Origin of the sequence: Pedobacter glucosidilyticus (assembly GCF_002483235.1) — a bacterium.
Classification (GTDB): Bacteria; Bacteroidota; Bacteroidia; order Sphingobacteriales; family Sphingobacteriaceae; genus Pseudopedobacter; species Pseudopedobacter glucosidilyticum_B.
Window position 1 is genome coordinate 128,494 of sequence record NZ_DLHN01000027.1, and the last position, 22,616, is coordinate 151,109.

Sequence of the window (22,616 nt, forward strand, 5' to 3'; positions counted from 1 at the left end):
GGGGCAAAAGTGATTGCTTACTATTCTATAAGTGCTATATTTTATAACGGTTGTCAATCTTCTTCATATTCATCTTTCTAAAAGGAAAATTTTCAGCAAGTTTTTTTTCTATCTCTTCTTCATAATTCCATGGTGATTCGACGTACATCCAGTAACAATTAAAATAAGTTTCGGCCTCTATTATAAGATCTATTACAACGATACCTACACATTTTAGAGCCTTCTGGTCATATTTATGTGCCAGTGTATAATTGGTTATTGCTGTTCTCCAATTGGCAGATTTGCTTTTTGGCAACGGAATGAAAATAAAACCGCAATCTGTACGTGGAACGTAAATTCGGTATGGTGTTACTAAATTGTCTTTTTTACAAACCTCAGTTGCCTTGATAAAACGCTTTTTAAACTCTATTAAATCAGTACGCTGTAGTTTAGCAATTTCTTTTATAATAGCGTAATACTCTGTCTCACCATTAGTCAAGGTTAGTTGCGTTGTGAAATTTTTAATGATACCAGCCATATCAAAATCTGGTAACTCCTTATCAATAATCTTTAGATTTTCGATATATCTTGGCTCGATATGATCAACTTCGAGTGTCTCTAAAAAATGAGCGAGTACATATTGCTCTGGAAAAAGATCAAGTACTTTGGATTGTGCTTCATAAAAATCTTCCCGGAAATCTAAATATTCCTTCACTTCTGATGGTGTGATCAAATACTTACAGACCCAGTAATAGTCTTCTGAATGAAACAAATGAATCAAGCCTGCACTACGGCTATTGTAAAATTTGATCTGACGCTTTTGTTCAGGAAAATCAATGCCTGGAGTGTAGATAATCACTTTTTTTATATGCTGAATTTCTACTTGGCTTACATTTAACTGATGCCCTTTATTATTCTTAAGTGTAATTTCAGGATAGTCTTTTATATACTGAATAGTGTTTTTAATTTGACCGACAGCTTTATCTAGTACCTTCTTTTTAAACCATTTCTGGTCGTCCCCTTTTTCGTTTGGATGTCGATCTTTTACTTCGAAGATGAAATAAATATCATCCAGCCAGACCAAATGATCCGAAAATTCCAGTTTGTTATTTTGAATTATAAAGTCATTTTTGCTAAAAGTAAACTCCTTAAAAAATACATTTTGATTTATCGAATTCAAAATATCCTCGGTTTGGTTGTTTTTCATCATGTGCAGATATGCATTATTAAAAATAAAGCTCTTACTTTAATTAGCTAACACTTAACGATGCTAATATAGTTAGCATTATTAGTTAATGTTAATTAATTTTGTTAATGTTTAAAAATATTTATACGAGATGAAGTGCCTTATCGTAAATCTATGTACTTTAGATACTTATATATCTATGTATTTAAGATCTTAAATGAACAATACAAATTTTTCAGCTAAAGAACCTTCATTAGGTTATTATTATCAATTAAGACTCGGATTGTATTTGATACTCAAAAGTCAAAAATCAAATGCTATCATAAAAATTGAAAGTCTTGACGATATAGTAGTAGATAATTTAGATAATATGGATCTATTTCAAACCAAGCTTCACATTAATTCCGTTGCGAATCTCACCGATTCGAGTTCTGACTTTTGGAAAACAATAAGAGTTTGGAGCGAAAATATTATTAATGGATATGTTGATGAAAAATCAACACTGTTTACTTTAATGACTACTGCTAAAATAGGCGATAACTCCTTTATACAAGATTTGAAACCTGAGTTAGTTATCCGTGATTCAGGGAAGATACTAAAAGCAATGCTTAAGGTTACTGAGGAATCGACCAGCCAGACGAATGCGGCTGGTTATTCTTCTTTTAATCAACTGACAGAAAATCAGCAAATTGATTTGATAAATAACATTACAGTTATAGATCAGACCTTATCAATTGATGAGTCTCTAAAATCCCTTCATTCTGAATTGAAATATTCAACTCATCCCAAAAAGCTTGAATCATTAATTGAACGTCTTGAAGGTTGGTGGTTTCAAAAATGTATCATCATGCTTCAAGGAAACATAGATTATATATCTCAGGAGGAGGTTAGGATAAAAATTGCTGGGATTAACGATACATTAAAAGAAGATAATCTCCCAGATGATTTTGGTAATCCTATTGAAATAGACGAAGAATCTCTTGAAAATTATCAAGATCGATTATTTGTTTCTCAATTAAAATTAGTGGCAGTAAAGTCTAATGTACTCCGAAATGCAATTAACGATTTTCACAGAGCATTTAAACAAAGATCGAAATGGCTGAGAGAGGAGTTGACAAGTATAAATGACGAAGAAGCATTTGAAAGAAAATTAGAAGATCACTGGAATAATATTTTTTCGCTTATGAAGGATGACTGCGAAGGAATGGATAAAGCTGTTCTCCAAAAAGTTGGCTATGATTTTTATAAAAAATTTTACGTCGAACAAGTACCACCAATTAAAATCAGGGAAAGATTTACATCAGAATACTTAACAAGAGGAAGTTGTCATATGCTCGCAGACATAAAAAAAATTGGCTGGCATCCTGAATTTGATAATCTATTATAATAATTATAGCCAATGATTAGAAACTGGGAAGAACGATCACTTATTACGGCAAACTTATTAAATCCGGCATTTTGCGGAGAAGTTATTCGGAGGGCTATTGTTAGCTATAATGATAACGAAAAAGATCTAAAGTTTCCGTTTATTTTAGCTTTTCTTGTGCTGCCTATCGTTTTGCACAAAAGAACTAGGCAAAAAATGCCACTACGCTCAAGCACATATTTTCATGCTTGGGTTGAGGAAAACGAATACTTATTTTTAGGTTTTGCAGATAGAGCTAAACAAATGCTACCCTATACTAAAGAGGCAATATCTTTTTTAATGGTACATAATGCTATGTCAGTTGATAATAATGGCGTTATCGAAATATCTAGTTATCGAAAAGCTACACCAAAGGGAGAAAATGTTACAGAAATAACCGAGATATATAAAAAAGCCGAATTACTTGGAAAGTGGCTTCGTATGACTGGGAATACACAAACAATATTTATGTTTTTAAAAATAAGACCCTAATGCAAATCAAAAATATCACATTATACAAAGACGCAGATCACGTTCGTGTACTTCCATTTGAACTTGGAAAGGTGAATATCATTACTGGAGAATCGAAGTCAGGTAAAACTGCGTTAATCGATATTGTTGACTATTGCCTTGGAAGTAAAGATTGTAAAGTTGCAGAAGGTGTCATAAAGGATCATGTTTATTGGTTTGCAATAACAATAGTGTTTGATAGTAATGAAGAGTTTTTCATCGCAAGACTAAATCCTAATATCCGGGATGTACAATCGGTTACTGAAGTTTATATTGAAGAAGGACCATTTGAAACCTCACCTGCTTTTGATGCAATACAAAGCAATAGCAACATTGCTAATTTAAAAGAGTTGTTATCTCGTAAGTTAAATATCGCAGAGAATCTACAGGTAGCAGAGAGTAACACACGAGATGCTTTAGAAGTTAATTTCAAACATTCAAGAATTTTTTGCTATCAGCCACAAGGGCTTATTGCTCAACGAGATTATTTGTTTTACAATCAAACTGAACAATTTGTACCACAAGCAATAAAAGACAGCTTACCTTACTTTCTTGGCGCTGTACGTGAAGATAGTCTTAAAATCGAACAGGAAATTACTCAAAAACGAAGGGATCTATATCGCCTGATTAGAGAAAAAAACGAAGCTGAGAAAATAAAAGTTGAAGGCGTAAGTAAAGCATACTCATTGGTCGAAGAAGCAAAGCAGATTGGTATTTTAGGAAGAACAGTTACTGTAGGTACTGTACCTGAAGCACTTAAGACTTTAGATGGGATAAAAGACTGGGAATATGAAGTTCAAATTGAACCAGTTGGTGAAAATTCTGCTTTAAAAGAACTCATCGACAAAAGAAGTCAATTAAGAGAAGAATTGGGTACTCTTGATGATACTATTAGCGCTACACAAAGTTTTGTAGATAACAATTTTTCTTATTCAGATGAAGTTGAGCATCATAAAATAAGATTGGAAACAATTGGTCTTTATGGGGAGACTGATCATGATTATGCTACCTGCCCATTATGCAATAATTCACTTGATGTAGAAATACCAAGTGTATCAGCTATACAGCAATCACTAAATTTACTAAACAGGAGTCTGGAATCTACTGTAAGAGAAAAACCACGTTTGAACAAATATTTAAAGACATTGGCTGAACAACAAGAAGCTCTTAAAGCTGAAATAGTTAAGACAGAACAAGGTATTGCTGCATTATATAATGAACGTGAAAACGCCAGGACGCTTAGGGATTTAAATCTTAGGAGAGGAAAAGTGATAGGACGTGTAAGTCTATTTTTAGAAAGCGTAGATTTTACTGAAGACAAAAGCATTGATACAAAAATTGAAGGATTAAAAAATGAAATAGACACCTTGTTATCAGGCATTGATAAAGAGACTAAAGATGAAAAGTTAGTATCAATTCTTAGCAAGATAAATTTACAAATGACAAAATGGGTTGAACGCCTTGATGTGGAATACAAAGATTCACCAATTCGATTTGATATTAATAAGCTTACGCTTTTTGCAGATACTGCAACCAAGCCGATTGGATTAGCTCAAATGGGTAGTGGGGCCAACTGGGTATCTTATCATTTGCTTGTTCATTTTGCACTGCATCAGCATTTTATACAAGCACAACGTCCAGTTCCTCATTTTTTAATGCTTGACCAGCCATCACAAGTATATTTTCCACCTGAAAAAGATATAAATAACACAGGAGAGATTGTAGAAAGTGCTGATGAAATAGCAGTACGTCAGATGTTCGACTTTATCATAGATTCAACAACTTCCCTTGAAGGTAAATTTCAAGTAATCGTAACAGATCATGCTTATTTAAAAACTAACAAATTCTCAAGTCATGTATTAGAAATTTGGAGAGATGGAACAAAATTGATTCCTGAAGACTGGTTGGAATAGCCACCCTTTTAATGACATGAGAATTAAATTAAACTCATCATCTAGATGCGCTACAAGGCATAAATCATTTATAAAGGAGTTCGAGTTTTGTAGTTTTTGGGCTACGGATTAAAATCCTGCAAATGAAAATTTGTGGGATTTTTTGTTTTGGAGCCCAAATAATTATCCGATTTTTAAAAATAATTCTGCTGGCAGATTGAAGAAATCCCTTAATTTTTGAGCCGTTCTCAGCGTAATTTCCTTTCTACCTGAAAGCACAGAAGAAACATGACCTTTACTGCCAATAAGCGGTTCAAGGTCTTTATTTTTCAAGCCTTGCTCATTCATTTTATCTCTGATGACTTCCAAGACATCTATTTCGGGCATTGTTACAGTTTTATCCTCATAATCTTTGATTAAAAGCAGTAATACACCTAATTCATCATCTTCTGGCGTACCTTGTTCCGCATGGAATATTTCCATAGCCCTATCAACTGCCTTTTGGTGTTCTTCTTCTGTTTTTATCAATTTCCAGTTCATTGCTTTATAAATTAAGATTGTAAGAAACCGTTGTTACATCTATTTTATCGTACTCCTTATGTGTACCAAACCAAATAGTGTAACAAGCATTCTGCCTAAAATTAATAGAGACCACCAACCTATAATCATTGCCTTTGATATTAAAAACTACCCGTTGGTTATTTACCAAACTGGCATTACCATATACCGCTTTTAATTCGTTGAAATTCCCAAAACTTTGTTTTAGAATCTCATTATACCAAACCAACAACTGCGTTTTAGCTTGCGGATATTTTTCCGTGTAATAAATAATTGTCTTACGGTTGATGACATTCATGAATAACAAAGATAAACAAAAGTTTTCAAAAAGAAAACCGATGTTTATTGAAGGAAGAAGTAGACAAAGGTGGTCTCAAATTGTATCATTATTTACTACCAAATTTAATACAATTTCCCCTATTGTTTCTCCTCTGGGTTTAATTTATAAGGCTGTATGGGAAAATTGATTAATAATGAAGATTTACTAGCGCCCTACGAAGAAGCTATGCAGGCCATCAAGGATTTGAAAGAAAAATTTGGTGGTATTTCGTTGTTCGGCAATGACAAGGATATTCTTTCTGAGGATTAATAGGAACTATCTATTAGTCTTTTAGCGGCGTTGAATTTTATCCAACCATTGAAGAAAAAGCAGCTAACCTATTATATTTTGTAGTTAAGAATCATTCCTTTTCCGACGGTAACAAACGAATAGCTGCCGATCGCAGTTCAGAGGCGTAAGAAATGTGAAGTTCTTCCTTTTTAGACTAGCTAAAATATATGCTTAATGTCTCTCCCCAACTTTTACGCTTGATCCATAGCTGCTTACATGTTTGTATGGTTTTTGGAAAAAAAATAAGATTCTGTACCGAGAGGATGATTCAAAGCGTATAGCAGATAATGCCTTAGTCGCATTAACGCTGATGATTACCGAAAGTAAGCCCGATGAAAAAGATATGATGGTAAAAGTTGTGGTCAACCTTTTAATCCAAATAACAAATGATACAGTAAAATATTTACTATTAATAACATTCCAGTAAACGCTTTGTTGTATACGTTTATAACCGATGTTTTGAAAATAAGTTTTTTTTTAATTCATTAGATAATTTAGGTAACTTTTAATAGTGTATAAATATAAAGTTATTAAAAGTTACCTAAAATCTTTATTTTACTTTTTTAAGGCTGACAAAGTGTGAACCCCTCCAACTTTTAAAACTAGCCAAGCTATTGGATGTAAAAAAGCCATAATTATAAACCATTGTAAATAACCATTTCCTTGTACTAAACTTAAAAAGGGACTAAACATTACATGAAGCCCTTGGTCTAAAAAGCCTGCAGAAGTTGAATTGTCTTGAGATACCATAGCTGCAACCATCATATTCATGATAATACCTCCTATAGTACTTCCAGCCGCAACTACACTAAAAACAGTTCCTAAAGAATGTTTAGGAACTACATCTACCACCAAAGAGCCAATATTAGTAAGCCACGCCAAAGAAGCCAAGACGGTACAAAACGTTAAAACTATAGAAAGATTTAGATTTGTAACATTGGCAATAAAAGGGGATAATGGCATAATGCATGCACAACCTAACATTACCCACATTCTACTATTTGGAGCTTTACCTCCTTTTTTAATGATATAACCAGAAAGCAGTCCACCTAATAAACTGCCAATCCCCGCCGCTGCATAAATAATCCATGTTATCTTTAACGATTCTTGGCTTAACCCTCTATCTGCACTTAAATATTTTGGAAACCAAAATTGATAGAAATACCAAACTGGGTCAGTAATTAATCTTCCAATTAATAATAACCAAGTTCCTCTAAACATTAATACTGCTTTCCACGACCATGCATTTTTAGCTACCAAATCATCTGGATTCTCATTAGCTTCAGCAGCTTGAATCATATTTAATTCAGAAGAAGTAATAAGGGTGCTTTTCTCTGGTTTTGCATAAGTAAGGTGCCATGGTATTAACCAAATTAATCCCGCTAAGCCCGTTAAAATAAATGCTAACTTCCAACCTGTGCCTTGGCCTAATATTCCCGTTACAACAGGCATGGTTTCCGTATAGGCATGGGTTGCCAATGGAATAACGAGATATGGAGCTATTGTTGCCCCAATTGTAGCACCCATGGTATATAAACCAATAGCAATTCCCCTTTCTTTTGCAGGAAACCATTCAGATACAGCTTTGCTCGCTGCTGGCCAAACTCCGGCTTCTCCTAATCCTAACATAAATCTATAAACTCCTAAGGAGGTCACACCTTTTGCAGCCGCTGTAAACATATTTGCTAAAGACCACCAAGCTACAAAAATTAACATAGCTTTTCGGGTTCCAATCTTATCCGCTATACGACCTGAAATTAAGTAAGCGATAGTATACGCTACCAGAAAGATATTGATTACATTAGCATAATCATTATCATTCATTTTTAAATCAAGTTGTATAGTAGGTGCTAAAGCAGAAAGGGTTTGCCTATCTATGTAATTCAGAACCGCCGCAAAAAATAGTAGCACAACTATCCACCATCTCATTCCCTTAATTTTCATTGTTTATCCTAATTTATTTTACAATTATAAATTGATATAATTAATTCTATTTCTTAATATATTACGCTCTTAACTATCTATTCGCCATAAATACTAAATTCTCGGATACTTGTAGCTGTAACCGAAGGGTTTAGTGTACCAGTAATTGTCAATTTAACAAAACGAGCCATTATTTTTTTTGGCCAAAAATCAACCTTTAGAGGAGAACCGTTATGTGTTCTATCAATAACTGTTTTATAAGTACCATCACTACTTCTAGCCTCTATTTTATATTTATAAATTCTATTTAAGAATGATGTTACTTTTGAAGCTTGGATATTTTTATCTGCACCTAAATCAATCTCTATAAATTGGGGAAATCCGACGAGTGTGCTCCATAAATCATTGTCTTTATTATCAATACCATTGATGGCGTTAGTAGCTTTACCAGCTTCTTCAGCAGAAAAACCGCTAATTTTACCATTTACGACCAAGTTTGGCTTTAAAACCGAATCTTGAGCATAAGTAAAGAAATACAAAAAGCTTAATAATAGAGATAGTTTGATTTTCATGATTTTTAGTTTTGAATTATTAAATGATAATATATTATTTGAGTTCGGAATAGTATACGGCATGTCACATTTAGGTTATTATAAAGATTCTACCTTTAATTATTAAAGTATGTAATGGATTTAAGCTTTTAGCTCATAAACCTATTACACTTTTAATATCTAGTTAGTCTTTATAAATTTTTCTAAGTTACTACCCCATTTGACTAAATATGTTCCATCTGTCAATTGAGAAACATTAAATTCTATTTGATTAATGCCATATACAACGGGTTTATCCTGATAGTTTATAACTTTCCCGTTTAGGTCTATAATCTGAAAACGAATAGACTCTGGATTCTCTGCGTTAAATGTTAAAGTTATTTTATCTTTCGTTGGGTTGGGAAATACTTTAGACAGGTTGTTCCCTATAGAAACATTTATAGCAATTATGTTACTGTAGCTTACTTTACCATCTAAATCCGTAGTTTCTAACTTATAATAAATCACTGGATATCCTTTTGGATAAAAACTATCTTTTGTATTATAATTTAATTGTTTTGTGGAATTACCAGCAGCATTTAAAACAACTAAACTTTTAAAATTTCGCCCGTCAGTACTGCGATAAATACTAAAATGAGACGTCTTAGATTCGCCTTTTGATTGCCATTTTAAATCAATGTAATTACTGGTTTGTGTTGCTGTAAATGAAGTTATCGTTATTGGCAAAGTTCCACTAACAATTACATCTCTTGTTGCTGTAGCACCAGACGTTGTAGTGTTACCTGTAACAGTATAAGTTATTGTCGCAGTTCCTTCAGCAACACCTGTAATTTCTCCGGTTGAGGAATTCACCGTTGCTACGCTAGTATTACTTGAAGACCAGGTTCCACCACTTATTGTTGAATTAAAAGTAGTAGTTCCTGGAAGAGTAATATTTTGAGAACCGCTTAGTGTTCCAGCATTTCCTATAGATTTACCATAAACCGCAAACTCTACAACACTTACACTTGTAACTGTAACGTTGTTGTGTCCTAAAATAGTTAATTTAACGTATCTAGCTTTTTTAATTGAAGACCAATATTCAAGAACTGGAGCTACTGTATTAGCTGATTTATCAACTATAGTACTATAAGTACCACCATCTTCTTTCGCTTCTATCTTATAGTAATAACCTCTATTGGCAAAAGAAAAAAGCCTAGAGGCCTGTACGTTTTTATCAACTCCTAAATCAATTTCTACAGACTGAGGGTAAATGCCGTCTGTTGTTGTAGCAGTCCATGTTGGAGCATTACTTGCTTCATTACCATCAATAACATTAGTTGCTGGCCTCGCACCAGCTCCTGTAACTTCGGAAGATCGAAAGCTAATAGAACCACCATTAGCAACAGTTGATATATTAGGATGCAAAGTTTGCGCATGAGTAAAAAAATAAAAAAAGGTAGATAATAGGGTAAGTTTTACTTTCATAATTTCAATTATTTTGTCTAAATAATTATTTATATAAATTGATGGGAATTTTAAGCTGCTTTAACTTAATTTTATCTCAATATAAAGAACCTAATTAGCCAATCTTTAGCATTTCCTTTTTATTGTCTCTTTATGTTGATTAATTGATTTTTATAAACTTTTTTGTGTTTTTCCCCCATTTGATCAAGTATGTACCGTTATTTAATTTTGATACATCATACACTATCCTATTAATGCCTTGCACAACTGCCTGATCCTGAAAGCTGATGACTTTCCCGTTTAAATCAATTATTTGAATATTGATAATTTCCGATTTTAGCGAGTTATGCTCGAGTATTATTTTATCTTTAGTGGGATTAGGATATATTTTTGAAGAAAAATCTTCTAAATTAACGTTTACAGAAATTATCTTACTGTAGCTTATCTTAGCGTCCAAATCAATAGTTACCAATTTGTAGTAAACTACTGGATATCCTTTGGGATAAGAGCTGTCTTTTGTATTATAATGTAAAGTCTCTGCAGAATTGGCTGCTGCCTTTAAAACAGTTACCTCTTGGAAGTTTAAACCGTCAATACTTCGGTAAACAATAAAATGAGAAGTATTAGATTCACTTAGAGTTTGCCAATTTAAGGCAATAAAATTATTGCTACTTATTGCTGTAAATGAAGTGATTTTTATTGGCAAAATATGCTGATCGTTCATGCTCGAAGCATCAAACAGTGCACCTAATAAGTTTGTACCTTCTACTATTAGAAGACGGTTAACCGGAGTGGCAGGAGAATAACTTGAATTTCCCTCCTGATAAGCAGTTATTACTGTAGTTCCAGCACTTATAACCTTTATCTTTCCATTAACTACCTTTGCAACGTTAGGATTAGAGGAAGTGAAATTAATTGGCAAACCAGAATTTGTAGATGCATTTATAGTAAAATCAGGCTGTCCTAACTCCACACTATCTAAAGTTGGAAATTGAATTATTTGTGAAGTTAGCTGGGGGGGAACAGATTTTCCGTAAATACTAAACTCACGAATACTTATAGCATTACCAGTATAATTATGAGCCCCTGTGACTGTTAACTTAACAAATCTTGCCTCTTTAAACCAAAAGTCATTTCCCAAAGCTGCAGTGTTATTTGTTTTATCTATCACAGTAGTATAAGTACCACTACTTTTACGAGCTTCTATCTTATACTTATAGATACGATTTGAAAATGATGTTAATTTTGAAGCCTGTACATATTTATCTGCACCTAAATCAATTTCTATAAATTGAGGAAAGCCAATCCCTGTCCATAAATTAGAATCACTACTATCAACGCCATCAATTGCGTTACTAGCTGCTCTTCCACTTTCTGCTGAAGAAAAAGCACTGATAGTTCCTTTAACAGATAAATTTGGCTCAATTGATAAATTTTGTCCAAGAATTTTAAATTCACGTATACTTACAGCATTTCCAGTATAGCCCGAAGCACCCGTGATGGTTAACTTGACAAATCTAGCCTTACGCCTATCGAAATTATCTTGAAGAAGCCCATTTTGTTCATTTGATGATCGATCTGTCACTAAACTATAGGTTTCACCGTCTGCTTTGGCTTCAATCTTATATTTGTAAGCTCGGTCAGCGTAAGCAAACAAGCTTGTAGCTTGAATAAGTTTATCTTGACCTAAATCAATTTCTATAAATTGAGGAAATCCAATTCCTGTCCAAAGATTAGCATTATCGTAATCGATGCCATCAATAGCATTACCAGCAGGTCTACCGCTTTCTGCCGAAGAAAAAGAGCTAATAGATCCATCTGGAGCTAAATTAAATAATCGGTTTGGCTCAGGTGCATTTAATTCTATCTCATCCAATTGAAAGCTATAACTCCCCTCGGATAATGATAGCTTTGTAGCTAAAATCCTTATAAATCGGCAGTTAATTGGAGAAGAAAATATAAAGTTTTCAAATCCTTTAGTACTCTGTTTGATAGAATAATTTTCATAATTCTGACCAGGGATTTGTACCCAATTTGTTGAGTCTTGCGAATATTGAATGACGAAATTCTTAGGAAAGCCTACAGGAACGCCGTTTAAATATCTCGGATTTAAGGCTACTTTTTGAACGAGTTTAGACGCCCCTTGATCTATATATATCCATTCACTGTAATTAGGTCCACTGTGAGTTAAACTTGACCAATAAGATGCCCCCAACACATTAATTCCAGTTAAATTAGTAGTCTTATTAGAGGAAGTTTTAACTTGGCTTATTTCTGATATTCCCTTATAAGCGAGATTTTTTTGTCTGGTTATATTCCAAAAAACCCATGGACTTGTCCATGGTGAAGGATTAGGATAAGGAGTCCAGTCTTCATTTGTAAGGTGTTGATTAAGAGCAGGTTCTACATTTGTATTTTCGTTATTTTGAAACCCAACAATAGTAACCATGTCTGGAGAATTAACCAAAACAGAATCCCAATTTGCCTTGTAATACCCCTCTGGGTCCATTCCTAACACTCTGTTTGTATAAGCTGAACTTTGATCTTTATGCCCAGGAAGCACCACCATATTTTTTTTATTTCCAATTGGAAGACGAGAAATATTATTAGAGGCATACCAACCAAAATATTTCCCATTTAGCTGGTCGGCAAGCGGTGCATTCGCAGTAAAATTTCCTTGAGCTTGTAGTATTGTATAAACGGAACTTTTTGATTTATCTATTTGAGCATTCTCCCAAGCCATTCTTCTAGCATAAAAGGTGTACATTATTATCAAAGGTTTTCCATCTACCTTAAAATAATCCTCTGAGTTTATACCCGGTTCATCAAGAAAATAATCGGTTATAAGGCCACATTCCATTTCAAAATTTTCTGCAGCTAACGCATTAGTAGATTGATAGTTCAAGCCACCAAGAGCGCAAGAAAAATAAATTTTATTAGTATTTTCAGGATTTTCATTCCAAAGTTTAATTCTCTTTGCTACAGCTTGGGCTCCCTTTCTTATAATAGATCCATCAGCATCTATACTATTGGACAAATCAAAAATAATATAATCGATTTTTGATTCACTGAACATACGCAAATGCATATCGATAATGAGCGGGTCAGAACTATCATATTGTTTATATGTTGTATCTGTTCCGTTTATTGAATATAGTGGAACATCCTTGTAATTTACAGCTTGCCACCTATTTTGAAGTTTTGGAATTTTCCACCTCAAAACATCCGTAACCTTCCAAACTTCCTCATTTTCAGATGTATCAATGGCTACATACTTCATTCTAGGCGCTATACAAAGACTATCGCCTGGATCTTTAGTATATCCGTAAGCATCGCCTATCAAAAGAACATCTCCAGAATGATTATCCATTATTATGGGGCTTATTGCAGTTGATGTAGCGGGAGAATATTTCCACTTACCTGTGGTCGATTGATAATAAACAGCATCATCTTTGCCATCTCCATTAATATCTCTTACAAATACCTCTTTTACATCAGAATCAGTCGCAACGTTACTTTTCCATTGCGATGAGGTACTAAATCCACTCCCTGTAGACAAAGCCGACTCCCATACACCACCAGATTTAAAATATATAATAAGATCTGCTTTAGCATCTCCGTTTATATCACCAACCAAACGGCTAGTAGAAGTACCGCCAAAGTTTGTCTTTTTTACTGAAGCCGAACTTAAAAATCCATTATTATTTAGAGAAATACTCCAGCTTCCATTAGCATACAAAAAAAGATCATCATCTCCGTCGCCATCATAATCGGCGAAAAATTGTTCCGTAGTCCCATTACCTAATGATGTATTTAAAATATATGGTACTCCGAATCCACTTCCATTAGATAAAGCAACAGTCCATTCATATGTGTTAGAAACTACTACAGCGTCTTTCTTACCATCTCCGTTAATATCAGCAAGCATTACTTTCAAGCTACCACCAAACGAACTTTTCCATATCTGTGGCGAAGAAAACAACTCACCGGTAGAAAGTCCCACATACCAAGTATCCTCACTACAAGACACTGCGTCATCTTTTCCGTCACCATTAACATCGCCCAACAAAAATGTATTAGTTTTGAAAGTGCTATTTTTGAGCCAATCATAATTCCCTTGATTGGTGAACCAAGTGGAATACCAAATTCCGGTTTTTTTTTCTGTGGGCTGCCCAAATGCCACTATTACAGATAAACAAACAATAAAAAGAAGGAGAATTTTTTTCATACTTGTATATTATTAAAGTTTAATTAATTGCTAGCAACCTGTTTGACAATTTAGTTATGCTTATTTGAGCTGTAAATTGTCAAACAACAAATTCAGAAGACTCCAAAAAAAGTATTTCGACGTTTATTGCTTTAGACTTAATAATTGGTTTGGTCTAGTCTGGTTAACAAATATAAATCATAATAATTTTATATTCCAAATTTTTTATGATTTAAGTTTAACAATAGTATTTACCATGCTACCAACCTTATAATTTTGATAATAGGCAGATCAATCTGATTTGATATTATTTAATGCATAAAAAATAATTTCCGCAAATGATCTTATAATTAGTGGTTATGTTTTAGAGCGATACTGACCGCAGTATAATTGGGAATTATGGATACTCAAGGAATCCAACCAGAATAAAAATCAAAAAAAAAATTAGAAATGTGAATAATGTAATTATATTTGCTTTACAAACCAGACCAAACCAGTTTTTATATTAAGTATAGATTAATTTAAACAAGTTTATATACTTATGATACTGTAAAGCAAAAAAAATACAAAATGATAAAACAAGACTACGCCAAAAAAAGAAAATTAAATAAAGAACAGTTTGAGACAGAATTAGTAGTAATAGGAGGTGGATTGTCTGGGGTATGTGCTGCTATAACAGCAGCCCGAAAAGGAGTAAAAGTTGTACTTATCCAAGACCGACCTGTACTTGGAGGAAATTCATCTAGCGAAGTTCGTTTGTGGATATTAGGAGCAACTTCACATCTGGGTAACAACAATCGTTGGAGCCGAGAAGGAGGTGTTATAGATGAAATCTTAGTTGAGAATACATATAAAAACAAAGAAGGAAACCCTTTGATATTAGATATTATCCTTTTGGATAAAGTAAAATCAGAGGCTAACATCACATTATTACTAAATACAGCAGTTTATGAAGTTCAAAAAACTTCAGAAGATACTATACAGTCAGTCAAAGCATTTTGTAGTCAAAACTCAACAGAATATATTGTAGCAGCACCGTTATTCTGTGATGCCTCTGGTGATGGCATTGTAGGTTTTCTTTCTGGAGCTGCTTTTAGAATGGGTGCTGAAAGTGTAGAAGAATTTGGCGAAAAATTCGCTCCTACAAAAGAATATGGCGAACTATTAGGACACAGCTTATATTTTTATAGTAAAGACACCGGCAAGCCTGTAAAATTTACGGCTCCGTCTTTTGCAGCAGATGTTACAAAAGAGATTCCAAGATTTAGAAGTTTTAATAGTAAGGAACATGGCTGTAAGTTATGGTGGCTAGAGTATGGTGGTAGGTTAGATACAGTACATGATACGGAAAAAATAAAATGGGAACTGTGGAAAGTTGTTTACGGTGCCTGGGATTATATTAAAAATTCTGGCGATTTCCCGGACGCAGAAAACCTTACACTGGAATGGGTAGGTACCATACCCGGAAAAAGAGAAAGTAGAAGGTTTGAAGGAGATTATATGTTGCGCCAACAAGATATTGTTGAACAAAACACATTTGAGGATGCAGTAGCATTTGGTGGCTGGTCAATTGATTTGCACCCCGCAGATGGAGTATTTAGTGAGAAACCAGGTTGTAATCAATGGCATGGGAAAGGGGTTTATCAAATTCCATATCGCACACTCTATAGCAATAATATTCCAAATCTCTTCTTAGCCGGTAGAATTATTAGTGCGAGCCATGTGGCATTTGCATCTACGAGAGTGATGGCAACTGCAGCACATGTTGGGCAAGCAGTAGGTATGGCGGCATATATTTCTAAGATTAAAGGAGCAGAAATTAACGAACTGGTAGAATCTGTAGACGCTCACGAAGTTTTACACTTACAAAATAAAGTAAGCAATAATTGTGAAATAAAAAACTACCCTTCACACATCACATCTATTGAACAAAACTACTTAAGTCCAAGAGAAATTTTGGAAGCTGGTTATATAAAGGATTTACAATTTGAATTGTTAAAAAGTGGACATCATATTCCTGATTTTGAACTGGAAGACCCTCAAGATTTAGTACAAGAGGCATCTATTATTGCATCTAGTGAATTGGCATTAAACAATATGCCTGCAGATTTTCATCAAGTACTAGATTTATCTATAGCACAGCTTCTGCCTTTAAACTTAGGCGTAGTACCAAATTTGCAAATAGAAACTATTGCATCCACAACAACAAATATTGAAGTTGAGTTACGTATTAGCAAGAAAATTGGAAACTATACTCCAGATGTCACTTTAGAAAAGATAAACTTGAGTATACCTACAGGAAAAAGTATACAAACCATTGCATTTAAGGTTCCTGTACCGCATTCTGCCTATGCATTTATTATTTTTCATAAAAACCCTCAAGTATCACTATCTCGTACACATCGTAGGATAACTGGTATTTTATCTGCATTTAATTCAGTTAATAAAGCAGTATCAAATTATGGAAAGCAGGAGCCTAAGGAAGATATCGGTGTAGATTCATTTGAATTTTGGTGTCCGCAGCGTCGTCCGGAAGGTCATAATCTTGCCTTAAAGATTCATCCACCTATTAAACAATTCGATGCGAAAAATATTAAAACTGGTATTTATAGACCAACTACAAAACCTAACGCTTGGGTAGCTGCGTTAGAAGATTCTTTCCCAACATTAACGTTAACCTGGACAGAAGCCAAAGAAATTACTAAGATTGATTTATTTTTTGATACAGATTATGATCATCCCATGGAAAGTGTACTAATGGGACATCCAGAAGATGTAATGCCTTTTTGTATTAGAAATTATAAAATAAAGGATGATAAGGAAAATATAATCTTTGAAAAAAATGGAAATTATCAAACTATTAACCAAATTGTACTACCACAAACCGTAATTACAAAACATCTAATCTTTCAGTTTGAACAATTTTCAGAAAATATACCAGTTGGGTTGTTCTCAATTCGTTGTTATAAATAAATAGCTATCACCAAATAAAGAAAAGGCCTACAAATACAGCAGATATATATATATTAAACACCTTAGCAACTGTAATTTATACTCATAAAAATAAAAGTTTATTACATAAAAGAATCAGTTTACTGTATTAACTTGAATTAAAGTTCTAATGGCACCCACTTTATTAATATCTCATTTAACTAGATAACAGATTGATTATATTTTTATGAATGATTAATTATATTTTATGAATTAGCAGATAAAATCTCTTAGTTATAAAATATTTTAGGGGAAATCTTTATTCTGCTAGTGCGGAAGTGGGTGTTATTTATATTTACTACGAATATAAATTTCCACCTTCTTTAGTAGGAGTAAACCAGAGGAGGTTAACCAGCAACAATGATATAACCGACAACCTTTAATATAAGAATTAAATTCGGAAAAGTTACCATGTTACTGTACAACTAGATTATTTGTAATATTAGTTTTATCAAATAATTTTATGCTTTTTTACGTATTCAAGAGGAGTTAATTCATACTTTTTTTTAAAATGCCTATTGAAGTTCGCCAGGTTACTATATCCACTTCTAAAAGCTACTTCTCTTACACTTAAGTTTTCATTCAACATTAATTTAACAGAATGATTCAATCTTAGGTCTTTTAAAAGTGAAGAAAAAGTCTTTTTAGTTCTGAGTTTGAAAAATCTGCAAAAAGAATTACGAGTCATAAAGGCTGTTCTTGCTACATCATCTAAGGAAATTTCGTATTGGAAATTATTGTAGATATACAGTAAAGCATTACTTAATCTTTTCGCGTCGTTTACGTTTTCAGTTATCATAATTTCATCTGTAATATAGGTAAACTCCTTCGTCTCGATTAAGATATCCAAAATCTGGAAAAAATAAATAAGCCTTTTAATTCCTTTAGCCTCAACTAATAAAAACATTTTTTCAATAATTAACTTTCTAGCTTCCCCATGAAGGTCTAAGCCCATTTTTGACTTTTTAAATAAAAGATGTACTTTCTTGAATTCAGGTAAGGAAAACCAACTATTTCCGAATGCCTCTGGTAAAAAGTGAAGAACGATAGAAGACACTCCGAGCGAGGAGTTATGTTGGTAATATGCAGACGGGTTTTGATATATATGAGGTATTTTAGGCCCTAAAAATGAAAGCTGTCCCTCTTGAAAATCAGAAATTGAATTCCCAACAATTCGCTTTCCTTCTCCCTTAATAATAAAAACAAGTTCGAATTCTGGATGATAATGCCATGGAGTACTAAAATACGGAAGATCGAATTTTCTTATAACAAAAGTATCTTCTTCTTCGGGTTTTAAATACTCTAGAATCGGGATAATTCTCTTTTTCATATATTATCTTTTATACTATAAAAATAGTCAATTAGTTATATTTAAGATAACAAAGTATCACTATTAGTTTACATAGTATGTAAATAAAGTAAATCTCAGGGTACTTTTGATAAACTAAATTTAAACGATATGATGAAAAATCAATTATCAGATGATCAGAAAAAAGCTTATTTAGAGGATGGATTTTTAATAATTCGGTCCTTTCTAAACACTCAAGAGGTAAACAAAATTTATCAGGCTACCGTTCAAGACGAGGCAATCACTAACAACTCCTATGAATTAAAAGATAAATCTGGAAAAAATACTAAACTAGCATTATGGTTTACACCAGGAGATGATGTATTTGGATTACTGACAAAAAGTAAAAGGATGATTAATGCTGTGAACTTCTTGTTAGATGGTGATGCACCGGTTTGTCATTTTCACTCAAAGTTAATGCAGAAAGAACCAAAAGTTGGGGGTGCGTGGGAATGGCATCAGGATTATGGTTATTGGTATAGAAATGAGTTCTTATATCCAGATCAAATGATTTCTGTAATGACTGCTATTACTGAATCAACTGTAGAAAATGGATGTTTGCAGGTTATAAAAGGATCCCATAAAATTGGAAGGATAGAACACGGATTTTCAGGAGAACAGGTTGGTGCATCTCAACATTATGTAGACTTGGCGTTAAAGACTATGGAGCTAGTATATGTTACCTTAAAACCTGGGGATGTTTTGTTTTTCCACAGTAATTTGTTGCATCGTTCAGAAGCAAATTTATCTGATAATGCTAGATGGAGCTTAATTTCTTGTTATAACCGACAAACAAATATTCCATACAATGAAAAATCAAAATCATGTATTACTCCAATTTCACCTGTGCAAGACGAAGCACTCTTGGAAGCTGAGATAAAGAGTTTAAATGAAATGACAGATTTTTCATCTAAAAAGGTAGATGAATCGCTAAAAGGCTAAATAAAGCACCTATTCAAAGTTTTATAAAAAAGCTATTAACAAATTTATAAAATGAATCAAAACTAAAGTTATTGGAATCTTGATAAAGCTTATGTTCAAATGCTTGGATACTAAAAACATCTATAAATATGGATAACTCTTCAGGGGATACTAGATACTAGCATTTATAAAATTTTAAAAATAGTTTAAGAAGAAAGTTATTTTAATTTTCTTCTTAAACTAAAGTTTCCTATAGTTTTATTCAAGTATAGTAGCAGCTTTTTATGATTTATTTCCAACTATAAACTCGGTTTTTCGCTGTAAAAAAAAGAAATTGGAATATTTTTTTATGTAGCAGACTTTACATTTACAGAGCTGTCATATAACCTCAATTATTTTATTCATACCAAATTAAGAATCAATTCATAACTACTAATTATAGTCTTTTCACTTCAGAACAAAATGATGGAAAATAATATAGAAATAAAGTACTTTGCAACAGAATGGGGCAATAGTCTGCCAATAAATGAATTCTTAGAAAATATAAAAAAGTTTGGATACAATGGTATTGAAATGAGCCTACCTTTTGAATCAGAAAGAAAGAAAAGTATTTTAAAGTCTTTAAAAAGTAATGGGTTAGAACTTATAGGCCAATATTTTCAGTCTTATGAATCTGATTTTAGGTTGCATAAATATAATTATGAGAAACATCTAAACAATCTTTTAGAAGCAGAACCATTATTTATAAATTGTCAGACTGGTAAAGACTATTTTTCTAAAAAGGAAAATCTTGAATTGTTTATGTTGGCACAAAGACTAAGTAGCAGTTCAGGAATCAATATTATTCATGAAACTCATAGAGGGAAAAGTCTATTCGCTGCGCATATCACTCAATCGTATTTAGAGAGTTTTCCAGATTTGAAAATCTGTTTAGATATTTCTCATTGGTGCAATGTACATGAATCTTTATTGGAAGATCAAGAGGAAGCTTTGAATTTAGCATTTGAAAGGTCTGTTCATATACACTCTAGAATTGGATTTCCAGAGGGGCCTCAGGTTAATGATCCAAGAGCCCCGGAGTGGCAATCAATACTTGAAAGACATTTATTTTGGTGGGATAAAGTTGTTGAAATAAATAAGCAAAATAAGAGAAGTCTAACAATTACAACAGAATTTGGCCCCGCTCCATACATGCCACTACAACCATACTCTCAAATCCCAATCTCTAATCAGTGGGACATAAATATATTCATGCTTGAGCTTCTTAAAAATCGATATAGTAACAAACCAACTTAAATGCAACTGCCAAAATCTTCCTCAAAAGACATCTGAAGGTTTGAATATAATTGTTCGCTATAAATCGCTTTTCACATTTTTCTTTAATTTCAATAATTTTTTTAGAAACAGTTTAATATGAAGAAAACTTACCAATAAACACCTCTATTATAATTTAAAGTTTAACAGTTAGAGACCACTTTCTTAGGCAAAATTTCTATCTACTGATTCTACTACTCTATCTTAAAATAATCTCTATTTACATCAAAAAATATAGGCATATCACCAGCTTTGCTTACTTCTATTAGGGGTTTTGAGAACCATCATTTTGGCCGTTTATAGGAAGACAAATATTGATAAAATCATTAATATGAATATTTTTTTTATTACTACCAGTCGTCGGTTCTAAAAGAAGATACCGGCAATCCGTTTAAACCAAACAAATCACCAATTACAAAATCTTTAAAAGCGTACCTTACTGCTAAAGGTGATGCTACTAATGATGAGGAAACTTTAATACCTTCTGAAGTGATTGATGCATTTGCAGGATAAAATGTTTGATCCTCACCTGCAATTTCAAAGTTTCGGAGGCCTTTACCAAAGGAGGTAAGGCCAAGAGGTGCATGATCAAAAGTAAGGATGATGTCACTCTCAACAAATTTCATACTTTTATAAACAGGGCTCTCTGCTGCTATGCCCTTAAGATTGTACGATTTATTTAATGCTAAGAATGCAAGCCTTTCTCCTACTTGCTTTTTATTTGGTGGATGAATAACCCCTTTATCCCCAATATCTAGGATAGAAACCATCCCTATATTGGGTAAAGTTGTAGAGACCTTTAATTGTACTTCGCGAAAGAAAGCAGAATTTTCATTTGGCCTTTTATAATCGTAAGGTGCTATTTGCACATAATAAAAAGGAAAATCTCCGATATCCCATGCATTTCTCCAATCTTTAATTAAAACAGGTAATAATTTTTGATATTCACTAGGCGATTTAGTGTTAGATTCTCCCTGATACCAGATCACTCCTTTAATCTGGTATCCAACCATTGGATTAACCATTGCATTAAATATAACTGTAGGTGTCTGTGCAGATAAATTAGTAACTGGCCTCTTATTCGGGACTTTTACAAAATCTAAGTTTTTGATGCCTATTTCTCCAATCCAAGGTTCAATACGAGTTCCTCCCCAGCTTATATTAATTAAGCCAATAGGTATGTGTAGTACCTTGTTTAAAGTTAATCCAAAATTATAAGCTACGGCACTAAATTCAGCAACGTTTTGTGGCTCACACAAATTCCATGTCCCGTTAAAATTATCTAATTGCTCTAAGCTGCTATTTTTTTCTACAGTAAATAATCTTATCTGAGGATTTTCAGAAAATGCAATTGTCTCTAAGGCTCCATTTATAGGCTGGTTGCTGAAACCTTTTAAAGGCATCTGCATATTTGATTGGCCAGAACATACCCAAACTTCACCAATTAAAATATTTTTTAAGGTTAGCGTTCTACCGTCGCTAATGTTTATTTGATAAGGACCACCAGCTACAGGTGTAGAAACTTTTACTTTCCAACTTCCATCGGCAGCACTAATTGTACTGTACTTTTTTTGATTCCAGGATGTGGTAATATTTACTTTTGTATTTTTTGATGCCTTGCCCCAAATGGCACATTTGCTCATCTGTTGCAACACCATATTATCGTTAAAAATTGCAGACAATTTAATCTCGGCAAAAATTTCAGCATGTGTTATAATACATAAAAATATAATGGCAATTATGTGTTTGAAGTGCCTTTTCATTTTTAAATCTTC

Annotated in this window: 17 protein-coding genes; 8 read left to right on the forward strand and 9 right to left on the reverse strand. The window is 33.1% G+C overall.

Features of this window, described 5'->3' with window-relative positions:
* Positions 1–34 precede the first annotated feature (34 nt).
* Positions 35–1,189, reverse strand: coding sequence for a hypothetical protein (locus B2745_RS12100; protein ID WP_304066941.1), 1,155 nt, complete (start codon positions 1,187–1,189; stop codon positions 35–37).
* 193 nt (positions 1,190–1,382) lie between these two features.
* On the opposite strand from B2745_RS12100, the gene B2745_RS12105 reads away from it, so the two are divergent.
* Genes B2745_RS12105 through B2745_RS12115 form a run of 3 tightly spaced genes read left to right on the forward strand, consistent with a single transcriptional unit; the run spans position 1,383 to position 4,993 of the window.
* Complete coding sequence (locus tag B2745_RS12105) at positions 1,383–2,552, forward strand: ABC-three component system protein (protein ID WP_304066944.1); 1,170 nt, start codon at positions 1,383–1,385, stop codon at positions 2,550–2,552.
* Between the two features lie 12 nt (positions 2,553–2,564).
* On the forward strand, positions 2,565–3,062 hold the full coding sequence (locus B2745_RS12110) for a three component ABC system middle component (RefSeq protein WP_304066947.1): 498 nt from the start codon (positions 2,565–2,567) through the stop codon (positions 3,060–3,062).
* Positions 3,062–4,993 (forward strand): DUF3732 domain-containing protein, encoded by a 1,932-nt coding sequence (locus B2745_RS12115; protein WP_304066949.1) that lies wholly within the window; start codon positions 3,062–3,064, stop codon positions 4,991–4,993. Before B2745_RS12110 ends, B2745_RS12115 begins: the two co-directional genes overlap by 1 nt.
* 162 nt (positions 4,994–5,155) lie before the next feature.
* Here the strand turns inward: B2745_RS12115 and B2745_RS12120 are convergent, their stop codons facing one another.
* A complete protein-coding gene (locus B2745_RS12120) occupies positions 5,156–5,512 on the reverse strand; it encodes a helix-turn-helix domain-containing protein (RefSeq protein ID WP_149074778.1) in 357 nt (118 codons plus the stop codon).
* A gap of 4 nt (positions 5,513–5,516) precedes the next feature.
* Positions 5,517–5,828 (reverse strand): type II toxin-antitoxin system HigB family toxin, encoded by a 312-nt coding sequence (locus B2745_RS12125; RefSeq protein ID WP_304066952.1) that lies wholly within the window; start codon positions 5,826–5,828, stop codon positions 5,517–5,519.
* Positions 5,829–5,984: 156 nt separating this feature from the next.
* Here B2745_RS12125 and B2745_RS12130 point away from each other — a divergent pair, with 156 nt between their 5' ends.
* A complete protein-coding gene (locus B2745_RS12130; protein ID WP_304066954.1) occupies positions 5,985–6,119 on the forward strand; it encodes a hypothetical protein in 135 nt (44 codons plus the stop codon).
* Positions 6,120–6,166: 47 nt separating this feature from the next.
* A complete protein-coding gene (locus B2745_RS17005) occupies positions 6,167–6,268 on the forward strand; it encodes a Fic family protein (protein ID WP_414691933.1) in 102 nt (33 codons plus the stop codon).
* 427 nt (positions 6,269–6,695) lie between these two features.
* Here the strand turns inward: B2745_RS17005 and B2745_RS12135 are convergent, their stop codons facing one another.
* The 4 genes from B2745_RS12135 to B2745_RS12150 all read right to left on the reverse strand — a co-directional run bounded on the left by B2745_RS12135 (position 6,696) and on the right by B2745_RS12150 (position 14,288).
* Entirely contained in the window at positions 6,696–8,084 is a 1,389-nt protein-coding gene (locus B2745_RS12135) for an MFS transporter (RefSeq protein ID WP_304066957.1), read from the reverse strand.
* 77 nt (positions 8,085–8,161) lie between these two features.
* A complete protein-coding gene (locus tag B2745_RS12140) occupies positions 8,162–8,635 on the reverse strand; it encodes a discoidin domain-containing protein (RefSeq protein ID WP_304066960.1) in 474 nt (157 codons plus the stop codon).
* A 159-nt stretch (positions 8,636–8,794) separates the two neighbouring features.
* Entirely contained in the window at positions 8,795–10,081 is a 1,287-nt protein-coding gene (locus B2745_RS12145) for a discoidin domain-containing protein (protein WP_304066963.1), read from the reverse strand.
* A 139-nt stretch (positions 10,082–10,220) separates the two neighbouring features.
* Positions 10,221–14,288 carry a discoidin domain-containing protein gene (locus tag B2745_RS12150; RefSeq protein WP_304066965.1) on the reverse strand — a complete coding sequence of 1,356 codons (4,068 nt, stop codon included), beginning with the start codon at positions 14,286–14,288 and terminating at the stop codon, positions 10,221–10,223.
* Between the two features lie 549 nt (positions 14,289–14,837).
* On the opposite strand from B2745_RS12150, the gene B2745_RS12155 reads away from it, so the two are divergent.
* Positions 14,838–17,240: an FAD-dependent oxidoreductase gene (locus tag B2745_RS12155; protein ID WP_304066968.1), complete on the forward strand. Its 2,403-nt coding sequence runs from the start codon at positions 14,838–14,840 to the stop codon at positions 17,238–17,240.
* A gap of 469 nt (positions 17,241–17,709) precedes the next feature.
* Here the strand turns inward: B2745_RS12155 and B2745_RS12160 are convergent, their stop codons facing one another.
* A complete protein-coding gene (locus B2745_RS12160; protein WP_304066970.1) occupies positions 17,710–18,588 on the reverse strand; it encodes an AraC family transcriptional regulator in 879 nt (292 codons plus the stop codon).
* Positions 18,589–18,717: 129 nt separating this feature from the next.
* On the opposite strand from B2745_RS12160, the gene B2745_RS12165 reads away from it, so the two are divergent.
* Positions 18,718–19,548: a phytanoyl-CoA dioxygenase family protein gene (locus B2745_RS12165; protein WP_304066972.1), complete on the forward strand. Its 831-nt coding sequence runs from the start codon at positions 18,718–18,720 to the stop codon at positions 19,546–19,548.
* A 444-nt stretch (positions 19,549–19,992) separates the two neighbouring features.
* Positions 19,993–20,823, forward strand: a complete 831-nt coding sequence (locus B2745_RS12170) for a sugar phosphate isomerase/epimerase family protein (protein ID WP_304066975.1) — start codon at positions 19,993–19,995, stop codon at positions 20,821–20,823.
* 368 nt (positions 20,824–21,191) lie between these two features.
* On the opposite strand, the gene B2745_RS12175 is transcribed toward B2745_RS12170, so the two are convergent.
* A complete protein-coding gene (locus B2745_RS12175; RefSeq protein WP_304066978.1) occupies positions 21,192–22,604 on the reverse strand; it encodes a sialate O-acetylesterase in 1,413 nt (470 codons plus the stop codon).
* Between the last annotated feature and the right edge of the window lie 12 nt (positions 22,605–22,616).

Bases quoted from the DNA above. Each gene is read 5' to 3' on its own strand.
- B2745_RS12115 (WP_304066949.1), top strand. From the start codon at position 3,062: ATGCAAATCAAAAATATCACATTATACAAAGACGCAGATCACGTTCGT.
- B2745_RS12105 (WP_304066944.1), top strand. From the start codon at position 1,383: ATGAACAATACAAATTTTTCAGCTAAAGAACCTTCATTAGGTTATTAT.
- B2745_RS12120 (WP_149074778.1), bottom strand. From the start codon at position 5,512: ATGAACTGGAAATTGATAAAAACAGAAGAAGAACACCAAAAGGCAGTT.
- B2745_RS12100 (WP_304066941.1), bottom strand. From the start codon at position 1,189: ATGATGAAAAACAACCAAACCGAGGATATTTTGAATTCGATAAATCAA.
- B2745_RS12170 (WP_304066975.1), top strand. From the start codon at position 19,993: ATGGAAAATAATATAGAAATAAAGTACTTTGCAACAGAATGGGGCAAT.
- B2745_RS12140 (WP_304066960.1), bottom strand. From the start codon at position 8,635: ATGAAAATCAAACTATCTCTATTATTAAGCTTTTTGTATTTCTTTACT.
- B2745_RS12175 (WP_304066978.1), bottom strand. From the start codon at position 22,604: ATGAAAAGGCACTTCAAACACATAATTGCCATTATATTTTTATGTATT.
- B2745_RS12165 (WP_304066972.1), top strand. From the start codon at position 18,718: ATGATGAAAAATCAATTATCAGATGATCAGAAAAAAGCTTATTTAGAG.
- B2745_RS12125 (WP_304066952.1), bottom strand. From the start codon at position 5,828: ATGAATGTCATCAACCGTAAGACAATTATTTATTACACGGAAAAATAT.
- B2745_RS12155 (WP_304066968.1), top strand. From the start codon at position 14,838: ATGATAAAACAAGACTACGCCAAAAAAAGAAAATTAAATAAAGAACAG.
- B2745_RS12135 (WP_304066957.1), bottom strand. From the start codon at position 8,084: ATGAAAATTAAGGGAATGAGATGGTGGATAGTTGTGCTACTATTTTTT.
- B2745_RS12150 (WP_304066965.1), bottom strand. From the start codon at position 14,288: ATGAAAAAAATTCTCCTTCTTTTTATTGTTTGTTTATCTGTAATAGTG.
- B2745_RS12110 (WP_304066947.1), top strand. From the start codon at position 2,565: ATGATTAGAAACTGGGAAGAACGATCACTTATTACGGCAAACTTATTA.
- B2745_RS12130 (WP_304066954.1), top strand. From the start codon at position 5,985: ATGGGAAAATTGATTAATAATGAAGATTTACTAGCGCCCTACGAAGAA.
- B2745_RS12145 (WP_304066963.1), bottom strand. From the start codon at position 10,081: ATGAAAGTAAAACTTACCCTATTATCTACCTTTTTTTATTTTTTTACT.
- B2745_RS12160 (WP_304066970.1), bottom strand. From the start codon at position 18,588: ATGAAAAAGAGAATTATCCCGATTCTAGAGTATTTAAAACCCGAAGAA.